General features: G+C 69.2%; 27 protein-coding genes. 18 read left to right on the forward strand and 9 right to left on the reverse strand.

What is annotated here, in order from left to right; translation table 11 throughout:
* Positions 1-29: 29 nt before the first annotated feature.
* The 9 genes from ACYQ77_RS34115 (at position 30) to ACYQ77_RS34155 (ending at position 8,287) form a co-directional block, all read left to right on the forward strand.
* Complete coding sequence (locus tag ACYQ77_RS34115) at positions 30-1,802, forward strand: FtsK/SpoIIIE domain-containing protein (RefSeq protein ID WP_459718872.1); 1,773 nt, start codon at positions 30-32, stop codon at positions 1,800-1,802.
* Positions 1,799-2,209 carry a hypothetical protein gene (locus tag ACYQ77_RS34120; RefSeq protein WP_459718875.1) on the forward strand — a complete coding sequence of 137 codons (411 nt, stop codon included), beginning with the start codon at positions 1,799-1,801 and terminating at the stop codon, positions 2,207-2,209. The genes ACYQ77_RS34115 and ACYQ77_RS34120 overlap by 4 nt, the downstream gene beginning before the upstream one ends.
* Entirely contained in the window at positions 2,206-3,801 is a 1,596-nt protein-coding gene (locus ACYQ77_RS34125) for a replication initiator (protein ID WP_459718877.1), read from the forward strand. The genes ACYQ77_RS34120 and ACYQ77_RS34125 overlap by 4 nt, the downstream gene beginning before the upstream one ends.
* Positions 3,802-3,813: 12 nt before the next feature.
* Complete coding sequence (locus ACYQ77_RS34130) at positions 3,814-4,002, forward strand: helix-turn-helix domain-containing protein (protein WP_459718880.1); 189 nt, start codon at positions 3,814-3,816, stop codon at positions 4,000-4,002.
* A gap of 48 nt (positions 4,003-4,050) precedes the next feature.
* Positions 4,051-5,199, forward strand: a complete 1,149-nt coding sequence (locus ACYQ77_RS34135) for a tyrosine-type recombinase/integrase (RefSeq protein ID WP_459718883.1) — start codon at positions 4,051-4,053, stop codon at positions 5,197-5,199.
* Positions 5,200-5,276: 77 nt separating this feature from the next.
* Positions 5,277-6,014 carry a hypothetical protein gene (locus ACYQ77_RS34140; RefSeq protein WP_459718886.1) on the forward strand — a complete coding sequence of 246 codons (738 nt, stop codon included), beginning with the start codon at positions 5,277-5,279 and terminating at the stop codon, positions 6,012-6,014.
* Positions 6,015-6,239: 225 nt separating this feature from the next.
* Entirely contained in the window at positions 6,240-7,151 is a 912-nt protein-coding gene (locus ACYQ77_RS34145) for a hypothetical protein (RefSeq protein ID WP_459718889.1), read from the forward strand.
* Positions 7,148-7,558 carry a PIN domain-containing protein gene (locus ACYQ77_RS34150; protein ID WP_459718892.1) on the forward strand — a complete coding sequence of 137 codons (411 nt, stop codon included), beginning with the start codon at positions 7,148-7,150 and terminating at the stop codon, positions 7,556-7,558. Before ACYQ77_RS34145 ends, ACYQ77_RS34150 begins: the two co-directional genes overlap by 4 nt.
* Positions 7,559-7,711: 153 nt before the next feature.
* Entirely contained in the window at positions 7,712-8,287 is a 576-nt protein-coding gene (locus ACYQ77_RS34155; RefSeq protein ID WP_459718894.1) for a dihydrofolate reductase family protein, read from the forward strand.
* A 1-nt stretch (position 8,288) separates the two neighbouring features.
* Here ACYQ77_RS34155 and ACYQ77_RS34160 read toward each other — a convergent pair whose 3' ends face one another.
* The gene (locus ACYQ77_RS34160; RefSeq protein ID WP_459718897.1) at positions 8,289-9,095 is read right to left on the reverse strand and encodes an SDR family oxidoreductase; all 807 of its coding nucleotides are present in this window, start codon (positions 9,093-9,095) and stop codon (positions 8,289-8,291) included.
* 56 nt (positions 9,096-9,151) lie between these two features.
* Between ACYQ77_RS34160 and ACYQ77_RS34165 the strand changes: the two genes are divergently transcribed.
* Complete coding sequence (locus tag ACYQ77_RS34165) at positions 9,152-9,544, forward strand: winged helix-turn-helix transcriptional regulator (RefSeq protein WP_459718900.1); 393 nt, start codon at positions 9,152-9,154, stop codon at positions 9,542-9,544.
* Here ACYQ77_RS34165 and ACYQ77_RS34170 read toward each other — a convergent pair.
* The 5 genes from ACYQ77_RS34170 to ACYQ77_RS34190 form a co-directional block, all read right to left on the reverse strand.
* Positions 9,507-10,703 carry a DUF445 domain-containing protein gene (locus ACYQ77_RS34170; protein ID WP_459718903.1) on the reverse strand — a complete coding sequence of 399 codons (1,197 nt, stop codon included), beginning with the start codon at positions 10,701-10,703 and terminating at the stop codon, positions 9,507-9,509. The two genes, ACYQ77_RS34165 and ACYQ77_RS34170, sit on opposite strands and share 38 nt — an antisense overlap.
* A gap of 384 nt (positions 10,704-11,087) precedes the next feature.
* Positions 11,088-11,378, reverse strand: coding sequence for a hypothetical protein (locus tag ACYQ77_RS34175; protein WP_459718906.1), 291 nt, complete (start codon positions 11,376-11,378; stop codon positions 11,088-11,090).
* Positions 11,375-12,250, reverse strand: coding sequence for a metal ABC transporter permease (locus ACYQ77_RS34180; protein WP_459718908.1), 876 nt, complete (start codon positions 12,248-12,250; stop codon positions 11,375-11,377). Before ACYQ77_RS34180 ends, ACYQ77_RS34175 begins: the two co-directional genes overlap by 4 nt.
* Positions 12,250-13,065, reverse strand: coding sequence for a metal ABC transporter ATP-binding protein (locus ACYQ77_RS34185; protein WP_459718911.1), 816 nt, complete (start codon positions 13,063-13,065; stop codon positions 12,250-12,252). The genes ACYQ77_RS34180 and ACYQ77_RS34185 overlap by 1 nt, the downstream gene beginning before the upstream one ends.
* Entirely contained in the window at positions 13,065-13,937 is an 873-nt protein-coding gene (locus ACYQ77_RS34190) for a metal ABC transporter solute-binding protein, Zn/Mn family (RefSeq protein WP_459718914.1), read from the reverse strand. Before ACYQ77_RS34190 ends, ACYQ77_RS34185 begins: the two co-directional genes overlap by 1 nt.
* A 192-nt stretch (positions 13,938-14,129) precedes the next feature.
* Here ACYQ77_RS34190 and ACYQ77_RS34195 point away from each other — a divergent pair, with 192 nt between their 5' ends.
* Positions 14,130-15,230 (forward strand): LacI family DNA-binding transcriptional regulator, encoded by a 1,101-nt coding sequence (locus ACYQ77_RS34195; RefSeq protein ID WP_459718917.1) that lies wholly within the window; start codon positions 14,130-14,132, stop codon positions 15,228-15,230.
* Positions 15,231-15,849: 619 nt separating this feature from the next.
* On the opposite strand, the gene ACYQ77_RS34200 is transcribed toward ACYQ77_RS34195, so the two are convergent.
* Positions 15,850-16,599, reverse strand: a complete 750-nt coding sequence (locus tag ACYQ77_RS34200; protein ID WP_459718920.1) for a hypothetical protein — start codon at positions 16,597-16,599, stop codon at positions 15,850-15,852.
* A 202-nt stretch (positions 16,600-16,801) separates the two neighbouring features.
* Here ACYQ77_RS34200 and ACYQ77_RS34205 point away from each other — a divergent pair, with 202 nt between their 5' ends.
* Positions 16,802-17,293: a beta-class carbonic anhydrase gene (locus ACYQ77_RS34205; RefSeq protein ID WP_459718923.1), complete on the forward strand. Its 492-nt coding sequence runs from the start codon at positions 16,802-16,804 to the stop codon at positions 17,291-17,293.
* On the opposite strand, the gene ACYQ77_RS34210 is transcribed toward ACYQ77_RS34205, so the two are convergent.
* Positions 17,290-18,243: a helix-turn-helix domain-containing protein gene (locus ACYQ77_RS34210; protein WP_459718926.1), complete on the reverse strand. Its 954-nt coding sequence runs from the start codon at positions 18,241-18,243 to the stop codon at positions 17,290-17,292. The genes ACYQ77_RS34205 and ACYQ77_RS34210 overlap by 4 nt on opposite strands.
* A 127-nt stretch (positions 18,244-18,370) precedes the next feature.
* Between ACYQ77_RS34210 and ACYQ77_RS34215 the strand changes: the two genes are divergently transcribed.
* The 5 genes from ACYQ77_RS34215 (at position 18,371) to ACYQ77_RS34235 (ending at position 22,236) form a co-directional block, all read left to right on the forward strand.
* Entirely contained in the window at positions 18,371-19,321 is a 951-nt protein-coding gene (locus ACYQ77_RS34215; protein WP_459718929.1) for an alpha/beta hydrolase, read from the forward strand.
* A gap of 22 nt (positions 19,322-19,343) precedes the next feature.
* On the forward strand, positions 19,344-20,219 hold the full coding sequence (locus tag ACYQ77_RS34220; RefSeq protein WP_459718931.1) for an HhH-GPD family protein: 876 nt from the start codon (positions 19,344-19,346) through the stop codon (positions 20,217-20,219).
* Positions 20,220-20,349: 130 nt separating this feature from the next.
* Entirely contained in the window at positions 20,350-21,390 is a 1,041-nt protein-coding gene (locus ACYQ77_RS34225; RefSeq protein ID WP_459719413.1) for a peptidoglycan recognition protein family protein, read from the forward strand.
* Positions 21,391-21,409: 19 nt separating this feature from the next.
* Positions 21,410-21,919: a 2'-5' RNA ligase family protein gene (locus ACYQ77_RS34230; protein ID WP_459718933.1), complete on the forward strand. Its 510-nt coding sequence runs from the start codon at positions 21,410-21,412 to the stop codon at positions 21,917-21,919.
* Positions 21,916-22,236: a hypothetical protein gene (locus ACYQ77_RS34235; protein WP_459718935.1), complete on the forward strand. Its 321-nt coding sequence runs from the start codon at positions 21,916-21,918 to the stop codon at positions 22,234-22,236. Before ACYQ77_RS34230 ends, ACYQ77_RS34235 begins: the two co-directional genes overlap by 4 nt.
* On the opposite strand, the gene ACYQ77_RS34240 is transcribed toward ACYQ77_RS34235, so the two are convergent.
* Complete coding sequence (locus ACYQ77_RS34240; protein WP_459718938.1) at positions 22,233-22,985, reverse strand: alpha/beta fold hydrolase; 753 nt, start codon at positions 22,983-22,985, stop codon at positions 22,233-22,235. The genes ACYQ77_RS34235 and ACYQ77_RS34240 overlap by 4 nt on opposite strands.
* An 85-nt stretch (positions 22,986-23,070) precedes the next feature.
* On the opposite strand from ACYQ77_RS34240, the gene ACYQ77_RS34245 reads away from it, so the two are divergent.
* Positions 23,071-24,513: a M1 family metallopeptidase gene (locus ACYQ77_RS34245; RefSeq protein ID WP_459718941.1), complete on the forward strand. Its 1,443-nt coding sequence runs from the start codon at positions 23,071-23,073 to the stop codon at positions 24,511-24,513.
* Positions 24,514-24,910 lie beyond the last annotated feature (397 nt).

Genomic DNA, 24,910 nt, shown 5'->3' on the forward strand with positions numbered 1-24,910 from the left:
CGACAGAAAGTTGATCTAACCGTGCACGCATGGTGTGCGGCGATGCCGCGCGCTTTTCTTGCGTGGCAACGAATCCGTTAAGACGCAGAAGCGGAACTCCTGGCTACCAACCTGTTTCCGCTCCTGCGCTGCTCACCCGGAAGGCAAGCAATGACAAGGCTAGAACCAACCCCTGCCGCGGCACCAGTAGGGGTCACCCGAATGCGCTGCAGCAAGTGCCGCCGGTTCGCTCGGCTGCTGCCCGGCGAGACCCTGTGCGGCCGCTGCGCCGGAGTGCTGCCGCTCGACTTCGGGCGGGGTGGTCGATGATGGTGCGCGAATCCCGCTGGGTCGATCCCGCACCTTTGGAGGTGTCGCGACCTCGGCTGCCGTGGTGGACGATGCTGCCCGGCTGGGTCAAGGTCGTCCTCTCCCCTCTTGCGGCCCTGATCCTGCTGTGCTGGCTGAGCTACCAGCTCGGCCGGGTCGTCTACCGCTACCCGCTCTCCCTGACCCTGCTCGTCGCTGCCTGGTGGTCGTACTCGGGTCTGGGGCCGTGGTGGTTCTGCGCGCTCCTCGCGCTGGTGCTCGGGCTGCTGGTCCTGTGGTGGTGGAAGCACCGGGCCTCGTTCGAGCGCTTCGCCGTGCCCCGTGTGCGGGCGGAGTGCCGTCGGTTCTTCGTCTACGCCTGGGAGTGGCGGTCGGTGATGCGGCTCTCGGAGCTGACCAAGGACAAGCGCGGACGTGAGTACCGGCCCAAGCTCGGCCGGGTCCGTGGCGAAGGCTGGCGGGACCTCGTCCGTGTGCGGATGGTCAAAGGGCAGGCACCCGAGCAGTGGGAGCTGCACGCTTCCGGGTTGGCGCACGCGTTCAACGCCGAGTCCTGCCGGGTCCGGGTCCGCAAGCCCGGCCGGTTGGAGCTGGACTTCATCCACTCTGACCCGCTCGCCCGTGCGATCACGGTGCCGGAGTTGGTCGACGAGTCTGCGATGGACCTCCGCCGGGTCGTGATCGGCCGTACCGAGACCGGCAAGCCGTTACGGCTCCAGCTCCTCGGCACCCACGTCCTCACCGTCGGCGTCTCCGGTGCGGGCAAGGGATCGCTGCTGTGGTCGGTCGCCTGGGCGCTCGCTCCTGCGATCAAGGCTGGGCGGGTGAAGCTGTTCGGCATCGATCCCAAGGGTGGGATGGAACTGGGGCAGGCACCCGAGGTGTTCGAACGCGTCGTCTATGACAACGGCTCGCACGCTGTCACGTTGTTGGAGTGGCTGGCGCAGGAAGTGAAGCGCCGCGCCGAGTCCTACCGGGGTCGTCGGCGTATGTGGACGCCGGAGTCGGGTGACCCGTTCATCCTGCTCGTGGTCGACGAGCTGGCGGACGTGATCGCCTACCAGACCGACAAGAATCTCCGCGACCGCGCCACCCGCGCGGTGCAGGCCATCACCTCGCAAGGTCGTGCGCCGGGTGTCTGTGTGCTTGGGCTGTTGCAGGACCCGCGCAAGGAGATCATCGCCTTCCGGCACCTGTTCTCCACCCGCATCGCCATGCGCCTCGACGAACCCGCACAGGTCGACATGGTCCTTGGCGACGGTGTTCGCAAGCGCGGGGCTGCTGCACATGAGATCCCGGAGAGCACGCCGGGTGTGGCGTGGGTGAAGGAGGACGGGAAGCGGGAGCCGGTGCGGGCTCGGGTCTTCCACGTCACCGACGACCACCTCACCCGGCTCGTCGGCTACCTCACCGGCCGTTCGGCTCTGCCCCCGTCGGCAGAGGTGGTCGACTTCCCCGCCGGCCGCGACGTGACGCGGGGAGGTGCGGCATGAACAGCGCTGACACGATGCTGCGGTTGCTCGGGTCGATCCGCGAGCACCTCGCCACGCACCGGCTGACGACACCGGTCGCGTCGGTGAAGGTGGGCTGTGACGTGATCGACGGCGAACACGTCACCGTGCACCTGCACCCCTCGCTGTTGCCTGGCCTTGCGTCCGGGTTGCTGGCGTGGGCCGACACGCTCATCAGGATCACCGTGTCCGCTTGGCGGCCACCGCACGGCGAGACCGTGCACCTCACCGTGACCGGCGAACGGCACGACACCACCCGCGTCGTCGTATACGGCGCGGTCGACTTCGCCGAGGACGTGTTCGCAGACCTCCAGCCCGGCGGACGACAGAGTGTCGCGCTCTCGGTCCTGCGGTCCTGGGCTACCGGGTCGACGGGGGTGGCGGCATGACCCACCAGACCCGCGCTGAGCGCATGGCCATGCCGCTCGCGATCGATGTCGTCACCGCGACCGCCGAGCAACACGGCGTATGTGTCCGTCCGTTCACGATGGAGGTCGGCGACCTCGACACAGGCGAACTCCGGCATGTCGCCGTGCCGTGCGGTTCCACTGTGGAGTCCGTTTGCGGGCCTTGTGCTCGGAAGGCGCGGGCGTTGCGGGTGGTGCAGTGCCGGGAGGGCTGGCACCTGACCGAGGAACCGGACTTCACGCCCGAGCCGCCGAGTGAGGATCACAAGGCGCTGCTGACCCTGCGGGCCGATCTCGTCGCGGCCTACCGGACCGTCGAGGGCGCGGATCTCGACGAGCTGCGGGACGAGATCCATTCGGTTGATGAGGAGCTGCGCGGACTCGGGATGCGCGGTCGGCTGCCATCGCCGGAGCTGGAAACGCAGAAGGCCGCCCCGAAGCGGTCGACCAAGCGGCGGCAGGACGCGCCGAACCTGCCGCGTAAGCGGGTGGAGAACCGGACAGTAGGCCGTGAGTTCGCAGGCCGGTTCCGGCCGTCCATGTTCGTCACGCTCACCTGCGATTCCTACGGGCGGGTGCGCGAGGACGGGACGCCGGTCGACGAGTCGACTTATGACTACCGGCGTGCCGCGCGGGATGCCGTGCACTTCGCGTCGCTGGTGGACCGGTGGTGGCAGAACCTTCGCCGCTGCGTGGGCTGGGACGTGCAGTACTTCGCGACCGTGGAGCCGCAGAAGCGGGTGGCTCCGCACTTGCATGCGGCGATCCGCGGTTCGATCCCGCATGAGGTGCTGCGGCAGGTCACCGCGGCTACCTACCTCCAGGTGTGGTGGCCCCGACACGACGAACTCGTGTACGACGGCGATCACCTGCCGGTGTGGGACGGCGGTCGGTTCGTCGACCCCGACACGCGCAGGGCCTTGACTACCTGGGCTGATGCCCTCGATGAGGTCGAGGAGCCTGCGCACGTCGCCACATTCGGGCGGCAGGTGCACTCCAAAGGCATCCTCGGCGGCTCGGAGGAGGCCGGGCGGCACATCGGCTACCTGACCAAGTACCTCACCAAGTCCCTCGGCGAGATCGTCGAACCCGACACCGAGCGACAGCGACGGCACCACGACCGGCTGCACGCCGAGCTGGCCGTCACGCCCTGCTCCCCTCGGTGCGCAGTGTGGCTGCTCTACGGCGTCGAGCCGCTCGGGGCCACGTCCAAGACCACACCAGGGCACTGCAAGGGTCGCGCTCACCGGCGCACGACGCTCGGGCTGCCTGGGCGGCGGGTGCTCGTGTCGCGGAAGTGGTCCGGCAAGACGCTCGCCGACCACCGCGCCGACCGGCGGGCCTTCGTGCTCCAGGCCCTCGCCGACATCGGCATCCAGAAACCAGCCGAGGAACCACGGCGGCTGGTCTGGCACAAGGTCCAGCCCGGCGACCCCCACGTGCCGCCACGGGCGCACCTGCTCATGCACGCCATCGCCGAACGCATCCGCTGGCGGGCCGAGTACGACAGAGCGCTCCTCGCCGCCAACGGATCACCGCCAGATCTTTCAGCAACTTCCACGCAGGCAGCCTGACCAGGGGAACAGATGGACAAGGGGAACTCAATCGACAGGCTCTGGACCGTGGAGGACGTCTCTACCTACCTCGGCGTGCCGGTCAAGACGCTCTACCAGTGGAAGTGGCGCGGGGAAGGCCCGCCGGTCCGCAAGATCGGCCGTCACCTGCGCTACGACCCGCGCGCGGTCCAGGCATGGGCCACCTCTGAGGCGGCCTGAGCCATGGGGCATGTCCAAGATCGCTGGTACAAGCGCGTCGTTGACCCGGTGACCAAGAAGGTCACGCGGGAGAAGACGAGCGTCTATGGCGTCGGCGACCGGTACAAGGTGCGGTACGTCGACCACTCAGGACGCGAACGGTCGAAGACCTTCCCGGACCGGCAGAAGAAGCAGGCTGACGACTACCTGCGGGAGGTCGAGGGCGAGCTACGGCGCGGGACCTACATCGACCCGTCCGCCGGGAAGATCACCTTTGAGGAGTACGCCACGCGGTGGCTGCGGTCCCAGTCGTTCGATGAGTCCACACGGGAGGCGACGGGGCTGCGGCTGAAGCTGCACGTCTTCCCGGCCATCGGGGCGCGGAACCTCGACGCGATTCGGCCGTCAGACATCCGGGAGCTGCTTCGCGCGCTACAGGAGAAGGGGCTTGCCGCGAGCTATCGGCAAGTGATCTTCATTCACATGCAGACGGTCTTCAACGCGGCCATCGATGACGAGCGGATCAGGAAGAACCCGTGCAACGCCTCGTCGGTGCAGAAGCCGCAGATTCCGGCGAGGAAGGTCGTGCCGTGGCCTGCTGAGCGGGTGCACGCGGTTCGGGAGGCGATGAACCCTCGGTACCGGCTTACCGTCGTGCTCGGGGCTGGGCTTGGGCTTCGCCAGGGTGAGGCGTTCGGCCTCGCCGTGGATGACGTCGACTTCGACGACGAGACCGTGCACGTCGTCCGCCAAGTGAAGCTCGTGGGCGGGAAACCGTGCTTCGGCCCGCCGAAGGGTGGCAAGACCCGGGACGTGCCGCTGCCCGAGTCGGTGGCCGCTGCGATCCGGGCACACATGGCGGCGTACCCGCCCGTGGCGATCACGCTGCCGTGGCAGAAGCCGGACGGGGAGCCAACGACGGCCCGGCTGATCGTGACCAGCCGCGAGAACTCGGCGGCCTGGCGGCCGGTCTACAACCAGTGGACCTGGATACCCGCGCTGAAGAAGGCAGGCGTGGAGCGACAGTCGCGTGTGGACGGCTTCCACGCCCTCCGGCACTTCTACGCCTCTACGCTGCTCGACGCCGGGGAGACGATCACCGCACTGTCGAGCTACCTCGGCCACTCTGACCCGGGCTTCACGCTGAAGGTCTACACCCACCTCATGCCATCGAGTAAGCAGCGCACGCGCGTGGCAGTCGACTCAATTTTTAGATGACATAACAGGCTGCGACCACTGCCATACCCGAGGTCAAATCGGTCCCTGCGATCGTTGCTGGCACGTATGGTGACGATGTGGATGACATCCTGACAGGAGGCGCGCTTGCGGCTTATCGCGTTCCGTCACCTACGACTTGCTGGTGGTGCGGAAGCTCGGAACCGCTTACGCAAGAACACAAGTTTAAGAAGCGCGACCTTTCAAGGATGGGAAACCCGGGGGATCTCGTCTGGGGCAGCGAGGAGATTCGAAAGATTCGGAGCATCCGCAAGTCCAACGAAGTCCGATTCACTGCGAGCCTCTGTGCTCGCTGCAACAACACGGTAAGCCAGCCGTTCGACTACGCCTATGACGTGTTCTCAGACTTCGCCTGGAGCAATGCGAGCCTGTGGGAGGCGGAATACGTTGACTGGTGGGACGTATACGGAACGACTTGGGGCTCCGCATCACTCAACCTTGCACGGTACGTAGCGAAACATCTGGGATGCCGCATGGTCCACGATGGGTATGCAGTGCCAGATTCCTTGAAGGCCTTCCTGGACGGCGCACCGACGATCGCCGACGTCAGCATGGGTCTGATCAAGAGTTCAGCTCACCACGACCTGTACTTGATGGGTGTGCGTGATGGGCTCGACACGCGTGGCCTGTGGAACCCTCCAGCCGAGGGGACCGTGAGCCGATCACGCCAGTGCCTGACTAGCTACTGGAGTGCCACCATCATCGGGTTCGTCGGCATCGCCTACATCTGGGAGGAAGGCCAGTCAGGCGGGGAGTCGTTTCACACACGGCGGACGACCCCGCTTCGACTGTTCTAAGTTACGCAAACCTGCACCAGCAGTCGAGCACCCGCGCTGACGGCCTGATCACGGCCTGGTGGCTATGTCGATCTACATAACCGCTGGTAGTGGCGGTGCGCATGCGCTGTACTACCAGTTCTAGCCGTAACGTTACGTTCTGTAACCACCTCGAGTAACTCGGTCGTGCACGGGAAGATGTCGTTACTCTGAGGTGCCGAGACCGATCACGGACGAGGAGGTGCTATGGCGAGTCCTATCGACAACGGGCTTACCGTTCGCGCCACAGGCCCAGCCACCGAGGCAGGCCGCATATCTCTCGCCGAACTCGCGCGCATCACCTCCACTCTTCAGGCGACGCTCGAACGCCTTGCCTTCTCCATCGCGGGAGGGCGGCCCAAGGCCGGACGACGCCCCCAGGAGATCGCCGATGCCGTTCGTCTGGACTTCACCGGCTTTCAGCACGGGTCGGCCGTGCTCGAACTACAGCGGCCGATCGACCGCGTACTCCCCTTCGATGCACCGTCTGACGATCTGCTGTCGGAGTCGTTCAACGTGCTCACGGCCGGCATCAACGAGATCAAGCGGACTGGCGCACATCCAAGCGGTGACATCGGGCGTCATTTCAACAAAACTGTTCTGAACGGCCTCGTGAGCTTGTGCGCCGGAATCGGGAAAGGAAGCCTCACCCGGATCGAGTTCTCCAGCGGCGACCACCTCCACTTCGCGTTCGACGCCGAGACGCAGTACAGCCTGCGAAGAATCCGACGCTCCACGGTTGCCGCCGACACCATCATCACCGGCCGTCTGCACATGGGCGACTTCGATCCAATGTCGTTGCGCTGCAGGATCGACACCAACCTCAACAGCGTGTGGTGCGACTTCGACATCGAACTCAAGGACGCCGTTTTCGAGCGGCTGGATCAACTCGTGGAGGCACGAGGAACGGCAGAACTCGACGCGGACGGAGTCGGCGTCCGCGTCCTGCACCTGACAGGCATCTCCACTGTCGAAACGGCCAGCGCCAAGTCGCTTGACGAATTGGCGAGGGAGCAGAACGTAAGCCCACTCTCCAACATCGACCAACTCCGCGGCGAGACAGTGGAGGACTTCGACCTCTTCCTGGAGGCGATCCGGACAGCTCGCGGTGACGAATGAGCCGCTATGTCATCGTGGACACGGACGTCTTCTCCTGCCTGTGGCAGAACAGGCCCGTTCCGAACGGCTTCATCGACGCCCTCCGGAACACCATTCCTGTTCTCTCGTTCGTGACGGTCGGAGAGGTGAGATTCGGCGCGCGCAATGCCAATTGGGGGCAGCGGCGCCTGGACCAATTGAGCGCGGCAATGCGCCCATACGTCATCGCTCCGTACTCGCTCGAACTGGCAAACCTGTGGGGAGACCTCAAGCACGAGGCCAGGACACGAGGCCTGCCTCTTGGCAACTCGGCTCACAGCAACGATCTTTGGATCTGCGCCACGGCAGTGCACTACGGTGCGCCCTTGATGACCAACAACACACGACACTACGAGTCGGTCCCTGGACTTCACTTGGTCCAGCCGTAGCCAGCCCCGCGACCGAGCCGTTCAGGTCCTCCCCACCTGACAGCAGGCTCGACGTCGCGGCCCGCGGAAAATTCTGCGTCGCTCGTGTCGAAGTGGCTTAGCCTCGTCCGACGCACTGGCGAGCACCGAGATCAACCACCACGAGGAGAAGCCATGCGCACGCTGATCACCACCGCCTTCGTCTCGCTTGACGGGGTCGTCGAGGCGCCCGGCGGGGAGCCGGGCCACCGCAGCGCGGGCTGGACGTTCAAGGACATCGAGTTCGACCCCGCCGCCTACGAGTTGAAGGGCCGTGAGCAGCAGGAAGCCGCCGCGATGATGATGGGGCGCGTCAGCTACGAGGCGTTCAGCCCCGTCTGGCCGACGATGACCGAGGAGTTCCCGCAGTACCTCACGATGCCCAAGTACGTCGTGTCGACGACGCTCCAGGAGGCCGACCTCGTCGACAACTGGGGTGACATCACCATCCTGCGCACCCTCGACGACGTCGCCGCGCTGAAGGAGACCGACGGCGGACCGATCATCGTCCACGGGAGTGCCACCCTGAACCGCAACCTGTCCGACGCTGGCCTCATCGACCGCTACCACCTGCTGGTCTTCCCCGTCCTGCTCGGCGCGGGCAAGCGCCTCTTCAGCTCCTCCGACGTCGACAAGACCATGCTGAAGGTCGTCGAGAGCGAGACCTACTCCAACGGCATCCAGAAGCTGGTCTACGACGTCGTCCGCTGAGTCACGTGAACGCCGCCGCGTTGTTCGCGGACCATTCCGCGAACAACCGGCCACGGCGGCCGAGCAACTCCTCGACCGCGGGGCTGACCCGCCGCATGGCCGGTGACGACAGGATGTCGAGCGTGCTGTCGGCCACCGGCTCCGGCATGAACCGCAGCATCGCGGCCCTTGCCTCCGCGCGGGTCAGTTCCACGAAGCGCACCGGCTCCCCCACCGCGTCGGCGATCGCCGCGGCCTGGGCGCGGGGCGAGACCGGTTCGGGACCGGTCAGCTCGTAGACCTCACCCACGTGCGCCGGGTCGCGGAGCACGACCGCGGCCACCTCCGCGATGTCCGCCGGGTCGATGGTCGGCAGCGCCGTGTCACCGAACGGGGCCGCGATCTCCCGGCGGGCACGCACGGATTCCGCCCACTGCAACGCATTGGAGTGGAAGCCGCCCGGTCGCAGGATCGTCCACCGCAGACCCGACGCGCGGACCGCGTCCTCCAGCGCCGGCGGGTGGTGCCCGGTGCCGACGCCCTGCGACGACAGCAGCACCACCCGGTCCACACCGCTCGACCGGATCTCCGACAGCACGGGGGTGAGGTCCGCGCCGAGGAGGTCACCCGCGGTCAACAGGAAGACCACGTCCGCGCCTGTCAGCGCCGGTCTCAGCGTCGACGGCTGCGCGAGGTCCGCCTGGACGGCCTTCGCGCCCGGCACGTCCACCGCCCGGCGGGACACCGCCGTCACCTGCTCCCCCGCCGCCACGAGTGCCCGCACCAGCGGCTGTCCGACATTGCCTGTAGCTCCGGTAACAACGATCATGGCGAGGACGCTACTATCGCCGAGATAGTAGGTACCTAGAGGAAAGTATTGTGATCGTGACCGAGGACACCCCACCCGAGCTGGCCTGCCCGATCGCGCCGGTGGTCGACGTCGTCTTCAGCCGGTGGACCACACCGATCCTGTGGGCGCTCAACGAGTACGGGCGCCAGCGGTTCGTGGAGCTGTCCCGCCGCATCACGACGATCACGCCGAAGGTCCTGACGCAGCGGCTGCGGCAGCTGGAGCGGGACGGGCTGGTCGTCCGCAGCTACCACGCCGAGGTACCGCCCCGTGTGGAGTACGAGATCAGCGACCTCGGGCGCAGCCTCGGGCCGTTGTTCGCGGCGCTGTCCGAGTGGTCGCCGAACCTCGAGCAGGTCGAGCGAGCACGTGCCGAGTACGACCGGAAAGCTAGTGCAGGAACAAGAAAACCTGCAGCTCACCGATGACCGCGCCGATGAAGGCGCCGACCGCGATCAGCTTCCACTCGTCCTGGCGGAACGCGGGCCGCAGCAGCGCCTCGTACTCGACGCGCGTGAGCCTGCGCATCTTCGTCGCGATCGTGTCGCGGATGTCGAGCGCCTCGGTGGCGTAGCGCTCGGCGGTCAGCATCGTCGTCGGCAGGTACCGGACGGCGCGGTCCGCGGCGGTTTTCTTCAGCTCCGTGAACCGGTGCGCGCCGACGAGTGGGCGCGCGAGCCCGGCCTGTTCGTCGATGGCCTGCTCGACGACGTCGCGCACCATGGACCGCAGGCGGTCGGCCCGCGGTCCGTTCAGGACGCCGTCGACGAGGTTCGGGAGGGTCATCACGTCGCGGGCCACGACGGCGGCGTACTGCTTGGCGACCTCGTCGCGCCTGCGCTGGAACACGCCCTGCAGCGGCACGCCGAGGATCCGCCTGCGCTCACGCGGGAAGAACACGAGCTTGATCGCGAGCCAGTCGGTGCACCAGCCGATCACCGCACCGAAGAGCGGCATCACGATGGGGTCTTTCGTCAGCGCCCACACGACGGTCTGCACGAGCCCGAGGATGAATCCGAAGTAGACACCGCAGCGCGCGATGAAGGCCATCTCGGGGCGGGAGATGTCGCGGATCAGCTTGAGCAGCAGACGTTTGTCGCGGTGCAGCGCGGTCACGGCGACCTGCTTGATGTCGAGGACGTCGCCGACGTTGTCGCTGAGGGCGGCCATGATCCGCGCGACAAGGTCGGGGATCCCGGCCTGGACGCGCTTGATCACCATTTCTTGCGCGATGGGCGGCAGTTTCTGCCACAGCCCGTGCCGGGCCATGACGTCACGGGTGATCTCGTCGGCGGCCAGCATGAGCGGCAGCTCGAGTTCCTTGGCGAGCCGCGCCGGGTCGAGCCGCCGGAAGATCTCCTGCGGGTCGACGAGCTTGGCGGTGAGCAACTCGGCCGCGACGGCGATCATGCGCTCGGAGTTGCGCGGCACGACCCCCTGCCAGCCGAGCCAGGGCGGGATCCCGACGAAGTCGAGCGGCCGGAACATCATCTCGATGGCCGCGCGCTTGGTGAGGTAGCCGATGACGGCCGCGATCACGGGCATGGACAGGTAGACCTGCCAGTGCGCGAGGAAGTCGTCGACCATAAGGGAGCAAGTATCGCTGACCAGGGCCGGATCGTGCGACCGGTGGCCTCCGGCCCCCGGTTACCAGCCTACGGGGTGGGGCCGACACAACCGCCCACGCGACCGGCGACTGTGGACAACGAGGTCACCTGTGGACAACCACCCCTTGGACCTCGCTCGCGGAGCCCGGAGTGTCGGTGGCATGCCGTAGCGTGGTTCGAGGGGGCCGGCGGCCAAGCCTTGTGGACAACCGCCGCGCGACCGCCAGGAACTGTCGGTGCCGTGCCGTAGCGTTGTGACCGGGGGCCGGAGGCCAAGCCCCTGTGGACATCCCGCCACGCAGACGCCTGGAACTGTCGGTGCTGTGCCGTAGCGTGGAACCGGGGGCCGGAGGCCACCCGGGCGTCAACCACCGTCGCGGAAGTACCGCACGTGGTACGTGTTCGGCGGGTCGATCACCAGGCTCAACCGGTGCCAGGTGTCGCCCTCCCGGAGCAGGCGGAACCGCGGCGCCAGCGTCCTCGGCACCGGAACGTGCACATGCGACCCGTCCCGCATCCGGACCCCCGACCCGACGCGCACCCGGCCGTCCTCGATGGAGTAGTCCACGACGATCCGCTGCCAGCCCGCCGGCACCTCGCCGACCAGCGCGATCGTGATCTCGGACAGCAGCTCGTGCTGCTCGACCGGGTTCACCGGGCGGGCACCGGCACGGCAACGACGGCGGCGCCGCGTGTCGACCGGCCCCGTACGCGGCTGATCGTCCAGCACACCAGGTAGATCAGGAACGAGATCGCCGTGACGAACGCGCTCACCGGTGCGCCCGGCGCGAGCGACAGGATGAACCCGCCGAGCGCTGCCGTCTCCGCGAACACCACCGCCAGCACCGTCGCGCGCAGCGGGCTCGCTGTCACGCGTGCCGCCGCGGCCGCCGGGGTGATCATCAGCGCCAGCACGAGCAGGGCACCGACCGTCTGCACACCCAATGCCGTCGCGACCCCGACCAGCACCGCGAACACCACCGACAACCCGCCGACGGGCACGCCGCGCGCCCGCGCCACGTCCGGGTCGACCGACGAGAACAGCAGCGGCCGGTAGATCACCAGCAGCACCAGCATGACCACGATCCCGCACACGGACAGCAGCGCGATCGACGCGAAGTCCACGCCGACGATCTGCCCCACGAGCAGCCCGAACTTGCTGTTCGCGCGTCCCGGGTAGAACCACAGCAGCAGCACGCCGACGCCCAGCCCGAACGACAGCACGGCACCGATCACCGAGTCGTGTTCGGAGCTGCGCCGCGACAGCAACCCGAGCACGAGCGCCGCGATCACGGCCCCCGCGAGGGCGCCATGACCCACGTTGATACCGAGCAACAGCGCCGCGGCGCCGCCGGTGAACGACAGCTCGGAAGTCCCGTGCACCGCGAACGCCATGTTGCGGCTCACGATCAACGGGCCGAGCACCCCGGCCAGCAACCCGAGGATGGCCGCCGCCACGAGCGCGGCCTGCACGTACGGCAGCGCGAGCAGCCTGCCCATCAGCTCGAAGTCGAAGAACTTGTCCATCAGGCCGGTTCCTCGTGCAGGTGGTGGGTCTGGTCCTCGCACAGCCCGCTCTGCGCGCCGACCACGTGGATCTGCCCGCGTACCCGCACCACGTCGATCTTCGTCCGGTACAGCTCCGACAGCGTCGCCGAGTTCATCACCTCGTCCGGGCGGCCGATCCGGAAGCGACCGTCCACGAGGTACAGCACCCGGTCGACCAGCGGCAGCACCGGGTTGATCTCGTGCGTCACGAACAGCACGGCGGTGTTCTCCGCGCGGCGGCGCTGGTCGATCAGCGAGCTGACCACGCGCTGGTTCGCGAGGTCGAGCGACAGCAGCGGCTCGTCGCACAGCAGCACGTCCGGGTCGCTCACCAGCGCCTGCGCCACCCGCAGCCGCTGCTGCTCGCCGCCGGACAGCAGCGCGATCGGGGCCTTCGCGAACGCCTCCGCGCCGACCTCGGCGATGGCCTGGTCGACCCGCTGCCGCCGCTCGCGGATCCGCGAGATCCCGGTGCCCCAGCGGTGCCCGTCGAGGCCGAGCCCGACCAGGTCACGGCCGCGGACGGGCGCGTCGATGGCCCGCTGCTGCGGGATGTACCCGATCCGCCTGTTGCCGCGGCCAGGCGGCTCGCCCGCGATCCGCGCGGTGCCGGACGACAGCGGCTGCAGCCCGAGCAGCACGCGGAGCAGGCTCGTCTTGCCGGACCCGTTCGGGCCCAGCACCGCGACGAACTCGCCCGGCTCGATGTCGAGGTTCAGCCCGGACCACAGGACGCGGTCGCCGTAGCCGAGCGTCGCGTCCCGGAGCGAGATCGCGGGTACGTGTTCTTCCATCAAGCCACCGCGCCTGCCAACGCGCCCACCTGCTTGGTCATCCACTCAACGTAGTCGGTCACACCCGGTGGCAGCGTCTCACTCACGTCGACGATCGGCACCCCGGCGGACTTCGCGGCGTCGTTCAGCTGGTCGGTCACGTTCGTCTCGGTCTGGGCGTTGTTGACCAGGGCGACGACCTGCTTGCCGGACACGAGGTCCATGGTGTCGGCGACCGCTGCGATCGGCGGGTCGGTCTCCTCCTCGATGGCCTCGGAGAAGTCCGTCGGGGTCACGTCGGTCATGCCGGCGGCGTCGAGCAGGTACTTGGCGACGGGCTCGGTGGCGACGACCTTGCCGTCGGGGATGGCGTCGGCCTTGGCGGCCAGCTCGTCGAGCTTGCCGTCGAACGCCTTCGCGTTGCCTGCGTAGGTGTCCTTGTTGTCCGGGTCGATGGCGCCCAGCTCGGCGGCGACCTTGTCGGCGACCTTCTTGACGGTGCCGAAGTCGTACCAGACGTGCTCGTTCTCACCTTCCGGCAGTCCGGAGACGTCGTAGGCGACGACCTGCTTGGCGTCCGCGCCCGCGGCATCGACGAGCTTGGTGAAGAAGTCGTCGTAGCCGCCGCCGTTGTAGACGACGAGCTTGGCCTCGGTGAGCAGCGTCGCGTCCTCGGGCTTGTCCGCGTAGGAATGCGGGTCGCCCTTCGCGTCGTTGATCAGGGAGCGAACGCTGACGTCGTCGCCGCCGACCGCCTCGACCACGCTGCCCCACACGTTGGTGGACGCGACGACCGCGATCTTGCCGTCCGCCTCGGCGTCGCTGGTGCCGCCGCCACAGCCGGCGGCCAGCACGGCGACCGCGGCCACCGCGAGTGGCAAGGCGCTTCTCATGACGTTCCTCCGAACCACGTATGCGTGTCACGCTATAGGTAATGGAAACCGTTTTCGACTACTGCATGTCGACTATACGTCGGGATATTCCGAGCGCGTCACCAGACCGGGTGAGAAGTGCCACCAGATGTGGTGATGGTGACGTGCGCTGCTGGGCTTCTGTATGCGCTTCTGAACCGTTACGGTCAGCACATGGCGAGGCCTATGCATGTTCGGCGACCGGCGACACTGGCGTCGCTGGCCGCGGAGCTCGGCGTTTCGCGGACCACCGTGTCGAACGCCTACAACCGGCCTGATCAGCTCTCGCCGGAGCTGCGCAGGCGGGTTCTGGAGACCGCGCGACGGTTGGGCTACCCCGGCCCGGACCCGGTCGCGCGGTCGCTGCGCACGCGCAAGGCGGGCGCCGTCGGGCTCCTGTTGACCGAGAACCTGTCGTACGCGTTCCGGGACCCTGCCGCGCTCGGGTTCCTGGAAGGACTGGCGCTGGCCTGCGAAGGTGCTGGTCAGGGACTGCACCTGGTGCCGGTGAACCCCGAGCGCGAGGACGTGACCGCCGTCCACAGCGCCGGCGTCGACGGTTTCGTCGTGTACTCCGTCCCGGACGACGACCCGCACCTCGCCGCGGTGCTGTCCCGCCCGGTGCCGACGGTGGTGTGCGACCAGCCGCGCGTCGAGGGGGTCGACCTGGTCGGGATAGACGACCACGGGGCGATCACGCAGCTGGCCAACCGGTTGATCAGCATCGGCCACCGCAACGTCGGCGTGCTGTGCATGCGACTGGCACGCGACCGCAACGACGGCTTCGCGGCGGTGTCCCGGCAGCGGACCGCGCACTTCCACGTGCAGCGCGCACGCTTGACCGGCCTGGCGGAGGCGTTCGAGGCGGCGGGCGTCGACTGGGCGCGGGTCCCGGTCGTGGAACGCTTCGACCACTCGATCGCGAGCGGCGAGTCGGCGGCCGCGCAGCTGCTCGACGCGAACCCCGAGGTCACGGCCCTGATCTGCACCTCGGACATCCTGGCGCTGGGGGCACTGAACGAAGCGAAGCGCCGCGGGCTGCGCGTGCCGCAGGACCTGACGGTGACCGGTTTCGACGGGATCGTCGAGGCGGAACGCGTCGGGCTGACGACCATCCGCCAGCCGGTGCTGGAGAAGGGGCGCGCGGCCGGGAAGCTGCTGCTCGGCTCGGCGGAGCACAGCAAGCCGCGGCACATCACGCTGGACACGGAACTGGTCGTCGGCACCACGTCGGCCCCACCGCGCACGACGGAGGAACGCTGGTTCGGCCCGTGACCTGAGTTGTCCACAGGTCGACCGGTTGTCCACAGCCAAGATCGACAATCCGGGGTCTGTCGGTGGGTACCGGTAGACTGGCATGGCGGGTGGCCCCCGGGATCGGGTGGGGGTTGCCATCGCGCGCGCGAGCGGTGTGAGCCGATCCCGGCATGCCGGGCGCGCAGCGCCCGGGCCCGCGAAGCGGGGCGAAGCCCCATAACCCCCTGAGGGGTGCCTGCCATCCCGTCGACCTGGCGAAGCCCGATCACACCGGGTCAAGGGGGCCCGAAGCCCGACGCAACCCCGTGCCCAAATCCCCGGGCCCCCTTGACGCGGTGTGATAGCCCGTGGGAGGTCGATGGGATGGCAGGCACACCCCGGACACCAGTCCCTGCCAAACCAACCCCATGCCCGACCCGCTGCCATCCCGGAGACCAGCCCGTCCGGCGAGGACCCCCCGGAGGGAAATCCCAGGCACGGCACACCACCCAACAGCAGTCCTTGCCAACCCCAGCCCCGTGCAAGACCCGCCACCATCCCGGAGACCAGCCCGTCCCCCGGAGGGAAACCCAGGCAAGCACACCCGAAACCCGCCACCAGCCCAGCGCGACGCTTCGCAGGTCAAGTCCTCAGATGGTCACGTCAACGTCAGCGGCGTGGGCGGGCCGGTCAACGGGCCGAGCCTCCCCACCACCTGGTACTTGCCCGCCGGCACCGTCTCCCGGTCGACCGGGCACCCCGGCGCGGAGGTCCGGCCGGCCCAGTTGACCGAGAACTCCACGACCTTGGCCGGCGCCAGCACCCGCACGTCCGGCTCCGGCGGCCCGTAGCAGTCGAGGCTCGACCACAACCGCGTCCCGTCCGCGTCCAGCACGAGGATCTCCCGCAGCTTGCGGTTCAGGTCGCGCGTGCACGGCACCGCCCCCGCGTTGACGATCCGCAGCTTCAGCAACGGTCGCGCCCCGACCGGGTACGACGGCACGTCCGGCGTCGCGACGACCTTCACCACCTTGTCCGGGCACGCGGCAGGCGGCCCGGGCGGTGGTGGCGGCGGGGACGTGGTGGTCACGGTAGGCGACGGTGACGGCGTCGCCGACGGCGTGGAGCTGCTCGGGCTCGCCGTGACCGAACCGCGCGGGTCGTCGGGCCCGGGGCTGGACGGCGGCGCGGACACCCGCTCGGACGTCACCCGCACACTGCGCGGCGGGGCCTCGCCGCCGAGCTCGGCCGTGCCGGCTCTGCCCTGCACGGGGTGCTGGTCGTCCGCCTCCACGAGGCCGCCGATGAGCCATGCCAGCAGCACCACCGCGAGCACCGAACCGACCGCCGCGAGCACGCGGCGGCGCCAGTACACGGACTGGGGCAGCGGGCCGTTCGGTTCGAGCATGGCCTGACGGTAGCCGCGCACTACCTCATCCCCGTGGATCTTCCATGTCCCCGAAAGTGGGATATTCATGCAGGTAGCGGGCACGGAGAGTTGTTGCCGACGACACGTTGCCCTGACGACCGGGCCTTGCTCCAATTGGTGGTCGAGCTGGTTTCCAGTGCTTGACCGCAATGTGGGCACGGCGAGACACGGGAGCTGACACATGACCGCAATCGACGATCTTCTGCACCGGCACGCGACCGGCGCGGACCTCGGCGCCCCCGGGGTCCCGACGCCCGTGCCATCCCTCCACCTGGCCGTCGTGACCTGCATGGACGCGCGCATCAAGGTGTTCGACGTCTTCGGGCTCCGCCACGGCGAGGTGCACATCATGCGCAACGCGGGCGGCGTGGTGACCGACGACGTGATCCGGTCCCTCGCGATCAGCCAGCGCAAGCTCGAGACCCGCGAGGTCATCGTCATGCAGCACACCTCGTGCGGCCTGTCGTTGATCACCGAGGACGAGTTCAAGGACGAGCTGGAGAAGGACACCAAGCTGCGGCCGCCGTGGGCGATCGAGGCGTTCCGCGAGGTCAAGGACAGCGTCCGCCAGTCGGTGGAGCGTGTGCGGCGCAGCCCGTTCGTGCCGTACCGCGACAACGTGCGCGGCTTCGTCTACGACGTGCACACCGCGGAGCTGACCGAGGTCATCTAGGGCGCGGTGGCCCGAAGGTGCCGCAGCACGAGCGCGAGGTCGAGCCGCCTCCTGCCCGCCGCGGTGCCCAGCGGGAACCCGAGCCGCTCCTCGGCGTGCGCCAGGCGCGCCGCGACGGTGCTGTGGTGCCGGTAGACGGACGCGGCCGCCTTGCGCACCGAGTCGGTCGCGCAGAACGCGGTGAGCACGGCGATCGTGTCCGCGCCCGCCGGTTCCGCGGCGATGCGGTCGAGCGCCGCGACGTCGGCGACCTCGGCGATGTCGTCCTTGCGCAGTGACGCGAGCACGGCCAGCGCGCCGAGGTCCGCCCACCGCACCACCTTCGGCCCGTGCCCGGCGAACCGCACGGCCGTCCTGGCGCGCCGCCACGCGGTCGGCGCGTCGATGCCGTTCGCCGTGGCCACCCCGGTCGGCACGGCCGGGTCCAGGTCGGGGCCGCTGCCGGGCACGACCACCGCGTGCAGGGTGCCCAGCTCGACCGACCGCGGCACCGGGCCGGTGAACGCGAGCACGGTCAGCGGCGCCTGCGGGCGCAGGCCCAGCAGGTGCAGCGCACGGGACCGTTCCGCCTCCCCCGCCGCGGCCGACAGCGCCAGCTCGACCAGCGCCGCGTCGCCGAGCCCGGTCGGGGGCGCGGACGGGTGGTCGAGCAGGATCGCGGCGGCGATGGCCAGCCGTTCCAGCAGGATCTCGTCGAGCGCGAGCCCCGGCGCCGGCCTGCCGATCCACACCGCACTGCCGTCCGGCAACCGCTGCACCGCGGCGTCCGCCGGTACGGGCTCGCCTGCGCGCGCGAACCCGGCCGGGCACTCCGCGAGCTGCGCGGCCGAGCGCACCAGCGTGTCGACGTCGACGCGGCGCGCCACCAGCTCGTCGAAGAACCCGATCACGCGCACGGCGTTCTCCGCGGTGGCGTCCAGTGCCGAGAGCCGGAGCAGCAGCCCCTTCATACGGCCAGGTTATGGCAACCCGCCACCTGGCGGTCCTGCCCGCGATGACGCCGCCACGTGTCGGTTGGCCGCGCGGACCCCGCTCTCCAGACTGGAGTCACCCGAGAGCACGCGACGAGGAGGCACCGTGGCCTACGCGTACGACCCCGAGCTGACCCCGTGGATCGCGATGATCCCCGAGGTGGACTTCTCCGATCTGGCCGCCGTGCGCGACGTGGACGAGTCCCTGATGGAGCACCTGCCCGTCTACGAGCCGCCGGTGCCGGTCACGGTCCGCGACACGGTGGCGGCGGGCGTGCCGGTCCGCGTGTACGCGCCGGAGGGCAGGGAAGGCGCGCTGCCCGGCCTGTTCTACATCCATGGCGGCGGGTTCGTGATGGGCAACGTCGAGATGTTCGACGGTGACGCCAAGCGCGTCGCGGCCGAGGCGGACGCCGTGGTCGTGTCGGTGGAGTACCGGCTCGCCCCCGAGCACCCGTTCCCCGCCGGTCTCGACGACTGCTACACCGCGCTGACCTGGACCTACGACTCGGCCGCGGAGCTGGGCATCGACCCGGCCCGGCTCGGCGTCGGCGGGGAGAGCGCGGGCGGCGGGCTCGCCGCGGCCCTCGCGCTGCTCGCCAGGGACCGCGGCGGCCCCGCGCTGTGCTTCCAGTACCTGGGCATCCCCGAGCTGGACGACCGCCTCGACACGCCGTCCATGCGCGCCTACCACGACACGCCGCTGTGGCACCGGCCGGCGGCCGAGTTCAGCTGGGACAGCTACCTCGGCGGGCCCGGCCGCCGAGGTAGCGACGACGTCTCGCCGTACGCGGCGCCCGCCCGCGCGGCGGACCTGACCGGCCTGCCGCCCGCGTACGTCACGACCTGCCAGTTCGACCCGCTGCGCGACGAGGGCATCGACTACGCGCAGCGGCTGGCGCAGGCGGGCGTGCCGACCGAGCTGGTGCTGTACCCGGGCACGTTCCACGGCAGCAGCCTGGTGCAGGACGCGGCGGTCACGCAGCGGATGAACGCGGACCTGATGGGGGCGCTGCGACGCGCCCTGCACGCTCCCGCACCGCAACCGGCGGCGTGACGGGCACTAGCATCGTGCGGCGATGGCCATCGACGCATATGTGCTGACCGACTGGTTCGCCGAGAACGCGCGGGACCTGCCGTGGCGCAGGTCCGACTGCTCGGCGTGGGGCGTGCTGGTCAGCGAGATCATGCTGCAGCAGACCCCGGTCGCCCGCGTCGAGCCGTCGTGGCACGCGTGGATGGCGCGCTGGCCGAAGCCGTCCGACCTGGCCGCCGCCACCCCGGCCGATGTGCTGCGGATGTGGGGCAAGCTCGGCTACCCGCGCCGCGCGCTGCGGCTGCGGGACGCGGCGGCCGTGATCGCCGCGGAGCACGACGACGTCGTTCCGTCCGATGTGGACACCCTGCTGGCGCTGCCCGGCATCGGCGCGTACACCGCGCGTGCGGTCGCCGCGTTCGCCTACCGCAAGCGGTGCCCGGTCGTGGACACCAACGTGCGGCGGGTCATCGCCCGTGCGGTGCACGGCGCGGGCGACGCGGGCCCGGCCTCGAACACCCGGGACATGGCCGACGCGGAGAAGCTCCTGCCCGCGGACGAGGAGCACGCGGCGACGATGTCGGCGGCGCTGATGGAGCTGGGCGCGATCGTGTGCACGGCACGCAACCCGCGCTGCGCCGACTGCCCGGTCCACGACACCTGCGCGTGGCAGCTCGCCGGGAAACCCGCCTACAACGGGCCGGCGAAGCCCGTGCAGAAGTTCGCCGGCACGGACCGTCAGGTACGCGGTCTGCTGCTGGACGTCCTGCGGGACACCTCGACCCCGGTCCCCAAGACCCGGCTGGACGTCGTCTGGTCCGACGCCGGGCAGCGGGACAGATGTCTCGACTCGCTGCTGGTGGACGGGCTGGTCGAACAGACGGCCGACGGCTTGTTCGCGTTACCCGGGGAACATTGATCTCCCGAGAATTGGCAACCAGATTCTCTGGCAATTGGGGAACTCTTGTCTTCGAGTAACCGCGCCACTACCGTCGGAAATGCCAGTCACCGATCTGGGCCGGATGGGCCCCACGTCGAGGGAGATCGAGATGGCCGTATCCCGCCGTGCCCTGTTACGGGGCGGCTTCACCGTCACAGCCATGGGCGCGCTCGGCGCGTCGACGGCTCCGCTCGCGTTCGGCGAGGTCAGCGCGGCCGTCCAGCGACCGCGCATCTACACGTGCAACGAATGGGGCGCGCGCCCGCCGAACGGCACCATCACCGTCGAGAACCACAAACCCACCTACATCGTGGTGCACCACACCGCGGGTGGTAACTCGACCGACTACTCGCTGGCGCACGCCTTCTCGATCTCGCGGAGCATCCAGAACTTCCACATGGACGGCCGCGGGTGGATCGACACCGGCCAACAGCTCACCAACAGCCGCGGCGGGTACGTCACCGAGGGCAGGCACCGCAGCGTCGAGATCCTCGACGGCGGCACCCGGCACGTGCAGGGCGCGAACGTCGGCGGCCACAACAGCGAGGTCATCGGCATCGAGAACGAGGGCCTCTACTCCACTGTGAACGTGCCGCAGAAGCTGTGGGACTCGCTGGTGCAACTGGTCGCGTACATCGCGCAGTCGTACGGCATCTCGCCGGACATGATCCGGGGGCACCGCGACTTCAACGCCACGGAGTGCCCTGGCCAGGTGCTGTACGAGCGGCTGCCGGAGCTGAAGGCGGCCGTGCGTGCCGCGCTCGGCACCGCACCCACGTCGCCCGCCGCCACGCCGTACACCTGGCCCCTGCTGAAGCCGGGTGAGCGGAGCGAGAAAGTCCTTGCCGCGCAACACCTCCTGCGCGCGCGTGGCGTGGCCGTCAAGGCGGACGGCGTGTTCGGCGACGCGACGTTCGCGGCGGTGTCGAAGCTCGCAGCGGAGAACGGCGTGGCGTATGAACCCTGCTACGCCAGCCGGACCGCGGACGAGAGCGGCTACATCGGCGTCACCACGTGGCCGCTGCTGGTCCGCACCGTGCGCGCGGGCGACACCGGTGAGGCCGCGAAGGCCGCGCAGGTGCTGATGTCGGCGCGGCGGCAGCGGTTCGCCACCGTCGACACCCCCACCTGGCAGCGGCTGCTGGCCTGACGCCTGGGATCCTGCGTCCATGGCGCAGGCGCTCGAGTTCCACTTCGACGGCGACGCGGACGCCGCGGTGCGCGGACTGTGGCGGCGGCTGGCGGACAACGGCGTCCCCAGCCCCGCCACCACCCCGCACGTGACGTTCGCGGCCGCCGGCACGATCCCCGCCGCCACCCGCGACGCACTGCGCGACGACCTGCGGCTGCTGTCGATCCCGTCGCTGTGGCTGTCGATCCTGACCGCGTCCGACGGCGAGCTGGCGCTGACCGCGGTCGTCGACACGGAGCTGCTCGCCGTTCATTCCGCGGTGCACGACGTGCTGGCGAAACGGGTGAAACAGCCGGTCGCGCGCTATTTGCCCGGTTCGTGGATGCCGCACTGCGTGCTGGCCCGCGACCTCGAACCCGACCTCATGGCGGCAGGCTTCGCGGCGCTGTACCCGGTAGGGTCGATCAAGGCGAGGATCAGCGAGATCGTGGTCGTCGACACCCACACGGGTGAGGCTGACGTCCTGCGCGATCTGGAGGGGTCATGAGTGAGGAACTGCGGCGGGTGCGGGACACCCTCATCGAGGAGCTGCGCAAGTCGGAGACGCTGACCGTCGCGGGCCGGGCCCTGTTCAACCGGTACGCGGCGATGTGCGAGGCGGCGAGCGGTGCCGCCCCTGCCGCCGCTCCGGAACCGCCGCCGCCGCCCGCTCGCCCGCAGCGGCCCGAGCCGGTGGACGAGGAAGAGGAGTTCGGCGGCTCGTTCATGGTGCGTCCCACGACGACGCACACGAACTTCCCCGGTTACCGCGAGGGGCCGCCGCAGTCGGACCTCCCGCGTTCGTTGCGGGACCGCCGCCGCTAGCGTCCCAATACGCCTGACAAGAACGCCTCGACCGCGCCTCTGTAGACGGCGGGCCGGTCGTGGTGGACGACGTGCCCCGCGCCTTCGACGAGCAGGTGCGTGACCTCGCCCCCGGCACGTTCCGGCAGCTCCGCCATCTGCCCGGGCGGCATGGCGCTGTGCTCGGCCTCGATCGCGAGCATCGGGCAGCGGACCCGCTCGACGAACGGCCAGTAGTCGCGGCGGCCCCACTCGTTGGCGATCTCGTACAGGTCCTCGAGGTCGGCGATCAGGTGGTAGCCGTCCGCGCGTTCCTCGACGCACTCGGTGAACCAGTCGCCGAGGTCGCCGAAGAACTCCCGCACGTGCGCGAGCGACCGGAACGGCACCGGCCACGACTCGAAGTACGACTTCCACGGGTCGACCGTCTTGCCGCGCTGGTCGGGGGCGATGTCCTCGACGACGACCGCGCGGACCAGGCCGGGGTGGGTGGCGGCGAGGCACCACGCGTGCAGGCCGCCCATGGAGTGCCCGATGACCGTCGACGGCCCCAGGTCACGCAGCACGTCGGCGGCGTCCTCGACGAAGTCCTCGGTGCGCCAGCCGCCGCCGCGGTGCGGGCTGCGGCCGTGCCCTCGGGCGTCGAGCCCGACGACCCGGCCGTAGGCGGTCAGCCACTTCGCGACCGGCCACCAGGTGGTCGCGCGGCCCATGAGGCCGTGGAGCAGCAGGATGCCGGGGCCTTCGCCGCCGAACTCGACGATGTGCACCCCTGATGGATACACGGAACCCACCCATTCATCACATCCGGTCGGTCATGATGTCCGGGTCACCGACGATCGGGAGCTGTTCACCATGCACCACCGCACGGCCGTGCGCGTTGTCTGCCTCACGCTGGCCGCGGCGGGTCTCGCGGCCTGCACGGTCTCGCGGAGCAACGAGCAGGCGCGCTCGTCGTCCGAGGAGGCGCCGGCGGCCACCTCCGACGACGGGGCGGGCGACCCGTACTACCCGGAGGACGGCAACCCCGGCTACGACGTGACGGCGTACCACGTCACGATCAGCTACGACCCGCCGAAGCAGGCGTTGCAGGGCGACACCCTGATCACCGCGAAGGCGAGCGCGTCGCTGCCGGAGTTCAACCTCGACCTGCAGGGCCTCGAGGTGAGCGCCGTGACGGTGGGCGGCCAACCGGCGAAGTACACCCGTGAGGGCGACCACGAACTGGTGATTACTCCGGCCGAAGCCATCGCCGAGGGTGCGACGTTCGAGACCCGCGTGCAGTACGGCGGCACCCCGGAGTCGGCGGAAGCGGGTTCCCTCGGCGAGAACGGCTGGCAGCGCTCGTCGTCGGGCGGCGCCTTCGCCGCTGGCGAGCCGCACTCGGCGACGTCCTGGTACCCGGCGAACGACACCCCGAAGGACAAGGCGACGTTCAAGCTCGATGCCAGGGTGCCGAACGGCTGGAGCGTCATCTCGAACGGCGTCGAGTCCCCGGCGACGCCCGGCAGCGACGGCTGGACCACGTACCACTGGACCGAGCCCAACCGCGTCGCGACGTACCTGACGACGGTCGGCATCGACAAGTGGACGTTCGAACGGTCCACGCTGCCCAGCGGGGTGCCGGTGGTCAGCGCCTACGCCCCGGGGGCGGAGGGGAAACGTCAGGTCGAGTCGAGACTCCCGGAGATCATCGCGTTCCTGGAGACGAAGTTCGGCCCGTACCCCCAGTCCGCGGCGGGCGGGATCTACATCAACGAGAACATCGGCTTCTCACTGGAGACCCAGGGCCGCCCCATCTACGCCGCGTGGGCGGAGGAACCGGTGGTGGTGCACGAGAACGCCCACCAGTGGTACGGCAACTCGGTGACGGTCGACGAATGGAAGGACATCTGCCTGAACGAGTGCTTCGCGAGCTACGCCCAATGGCTCTGGGACGAGGCGAAGAACGGCGTCGACCTGGACGACCAGTACCGAACCGAAGTCGCACGAAGCACCGACCGGCTGTGGACCGGGAAGCTGTACGACATGGGCGCGGGCAACGAGTTCACTGCTGTCTACGAGAAGGGCCCGCTGGCACTGCACGCCCTACGCAGGGAAATCGGCGACGAGGCGTTCGACAAGGTGCTGAAGGAATGGCCAACCAAGCACCGCGACGACAACGCATCGTGGCCGGACTTCGAAAAGCTGGTCACCAAGACGTCCGGCAAGGACCTGACAGCGTTCTTCGAAGCATGGTTCCGCGGCGACACCCAGCCGGCCGACGAGTTCCTGTACCCGGGGCCGCTGCACAAGTAGGGCGGCCTCCGGCCCCCTCGAACCACGCTACGGCATCACACCGACAGCGCCTGTCCCCGAAGATCAACGGCGGGGAGGTTGTCCACAGGTGCGGAGGTTGTCCACAGCAGACGGTTTCTCACTGCGGCTTTGTCACCCCTGCCCGGTAAGCTGGCTACCGGGGGCCGGAGGCCAACCCTGGGCACGGGGTTGGCTTGTCACGGCAGAGCTTCGGGTGTGAGTTGTCCACAGTTGACCCGTCCATCCACAGCCGCCGTCGCGATCTCCGGGATTGTCGGCCCCGCCCGGTAGGCTGGAAATCGGGGGCCGGAGGCCGGGCCCGCCGGAGACCGGACCCGCCAGAGACCGGACCCGCCAGAGACCGCGCCATCCCAACCGAGGCCGCCCCGAGATCGGC

This window comes from Actinophytocola sp. KF-1 (assembly GCF_054661535.1).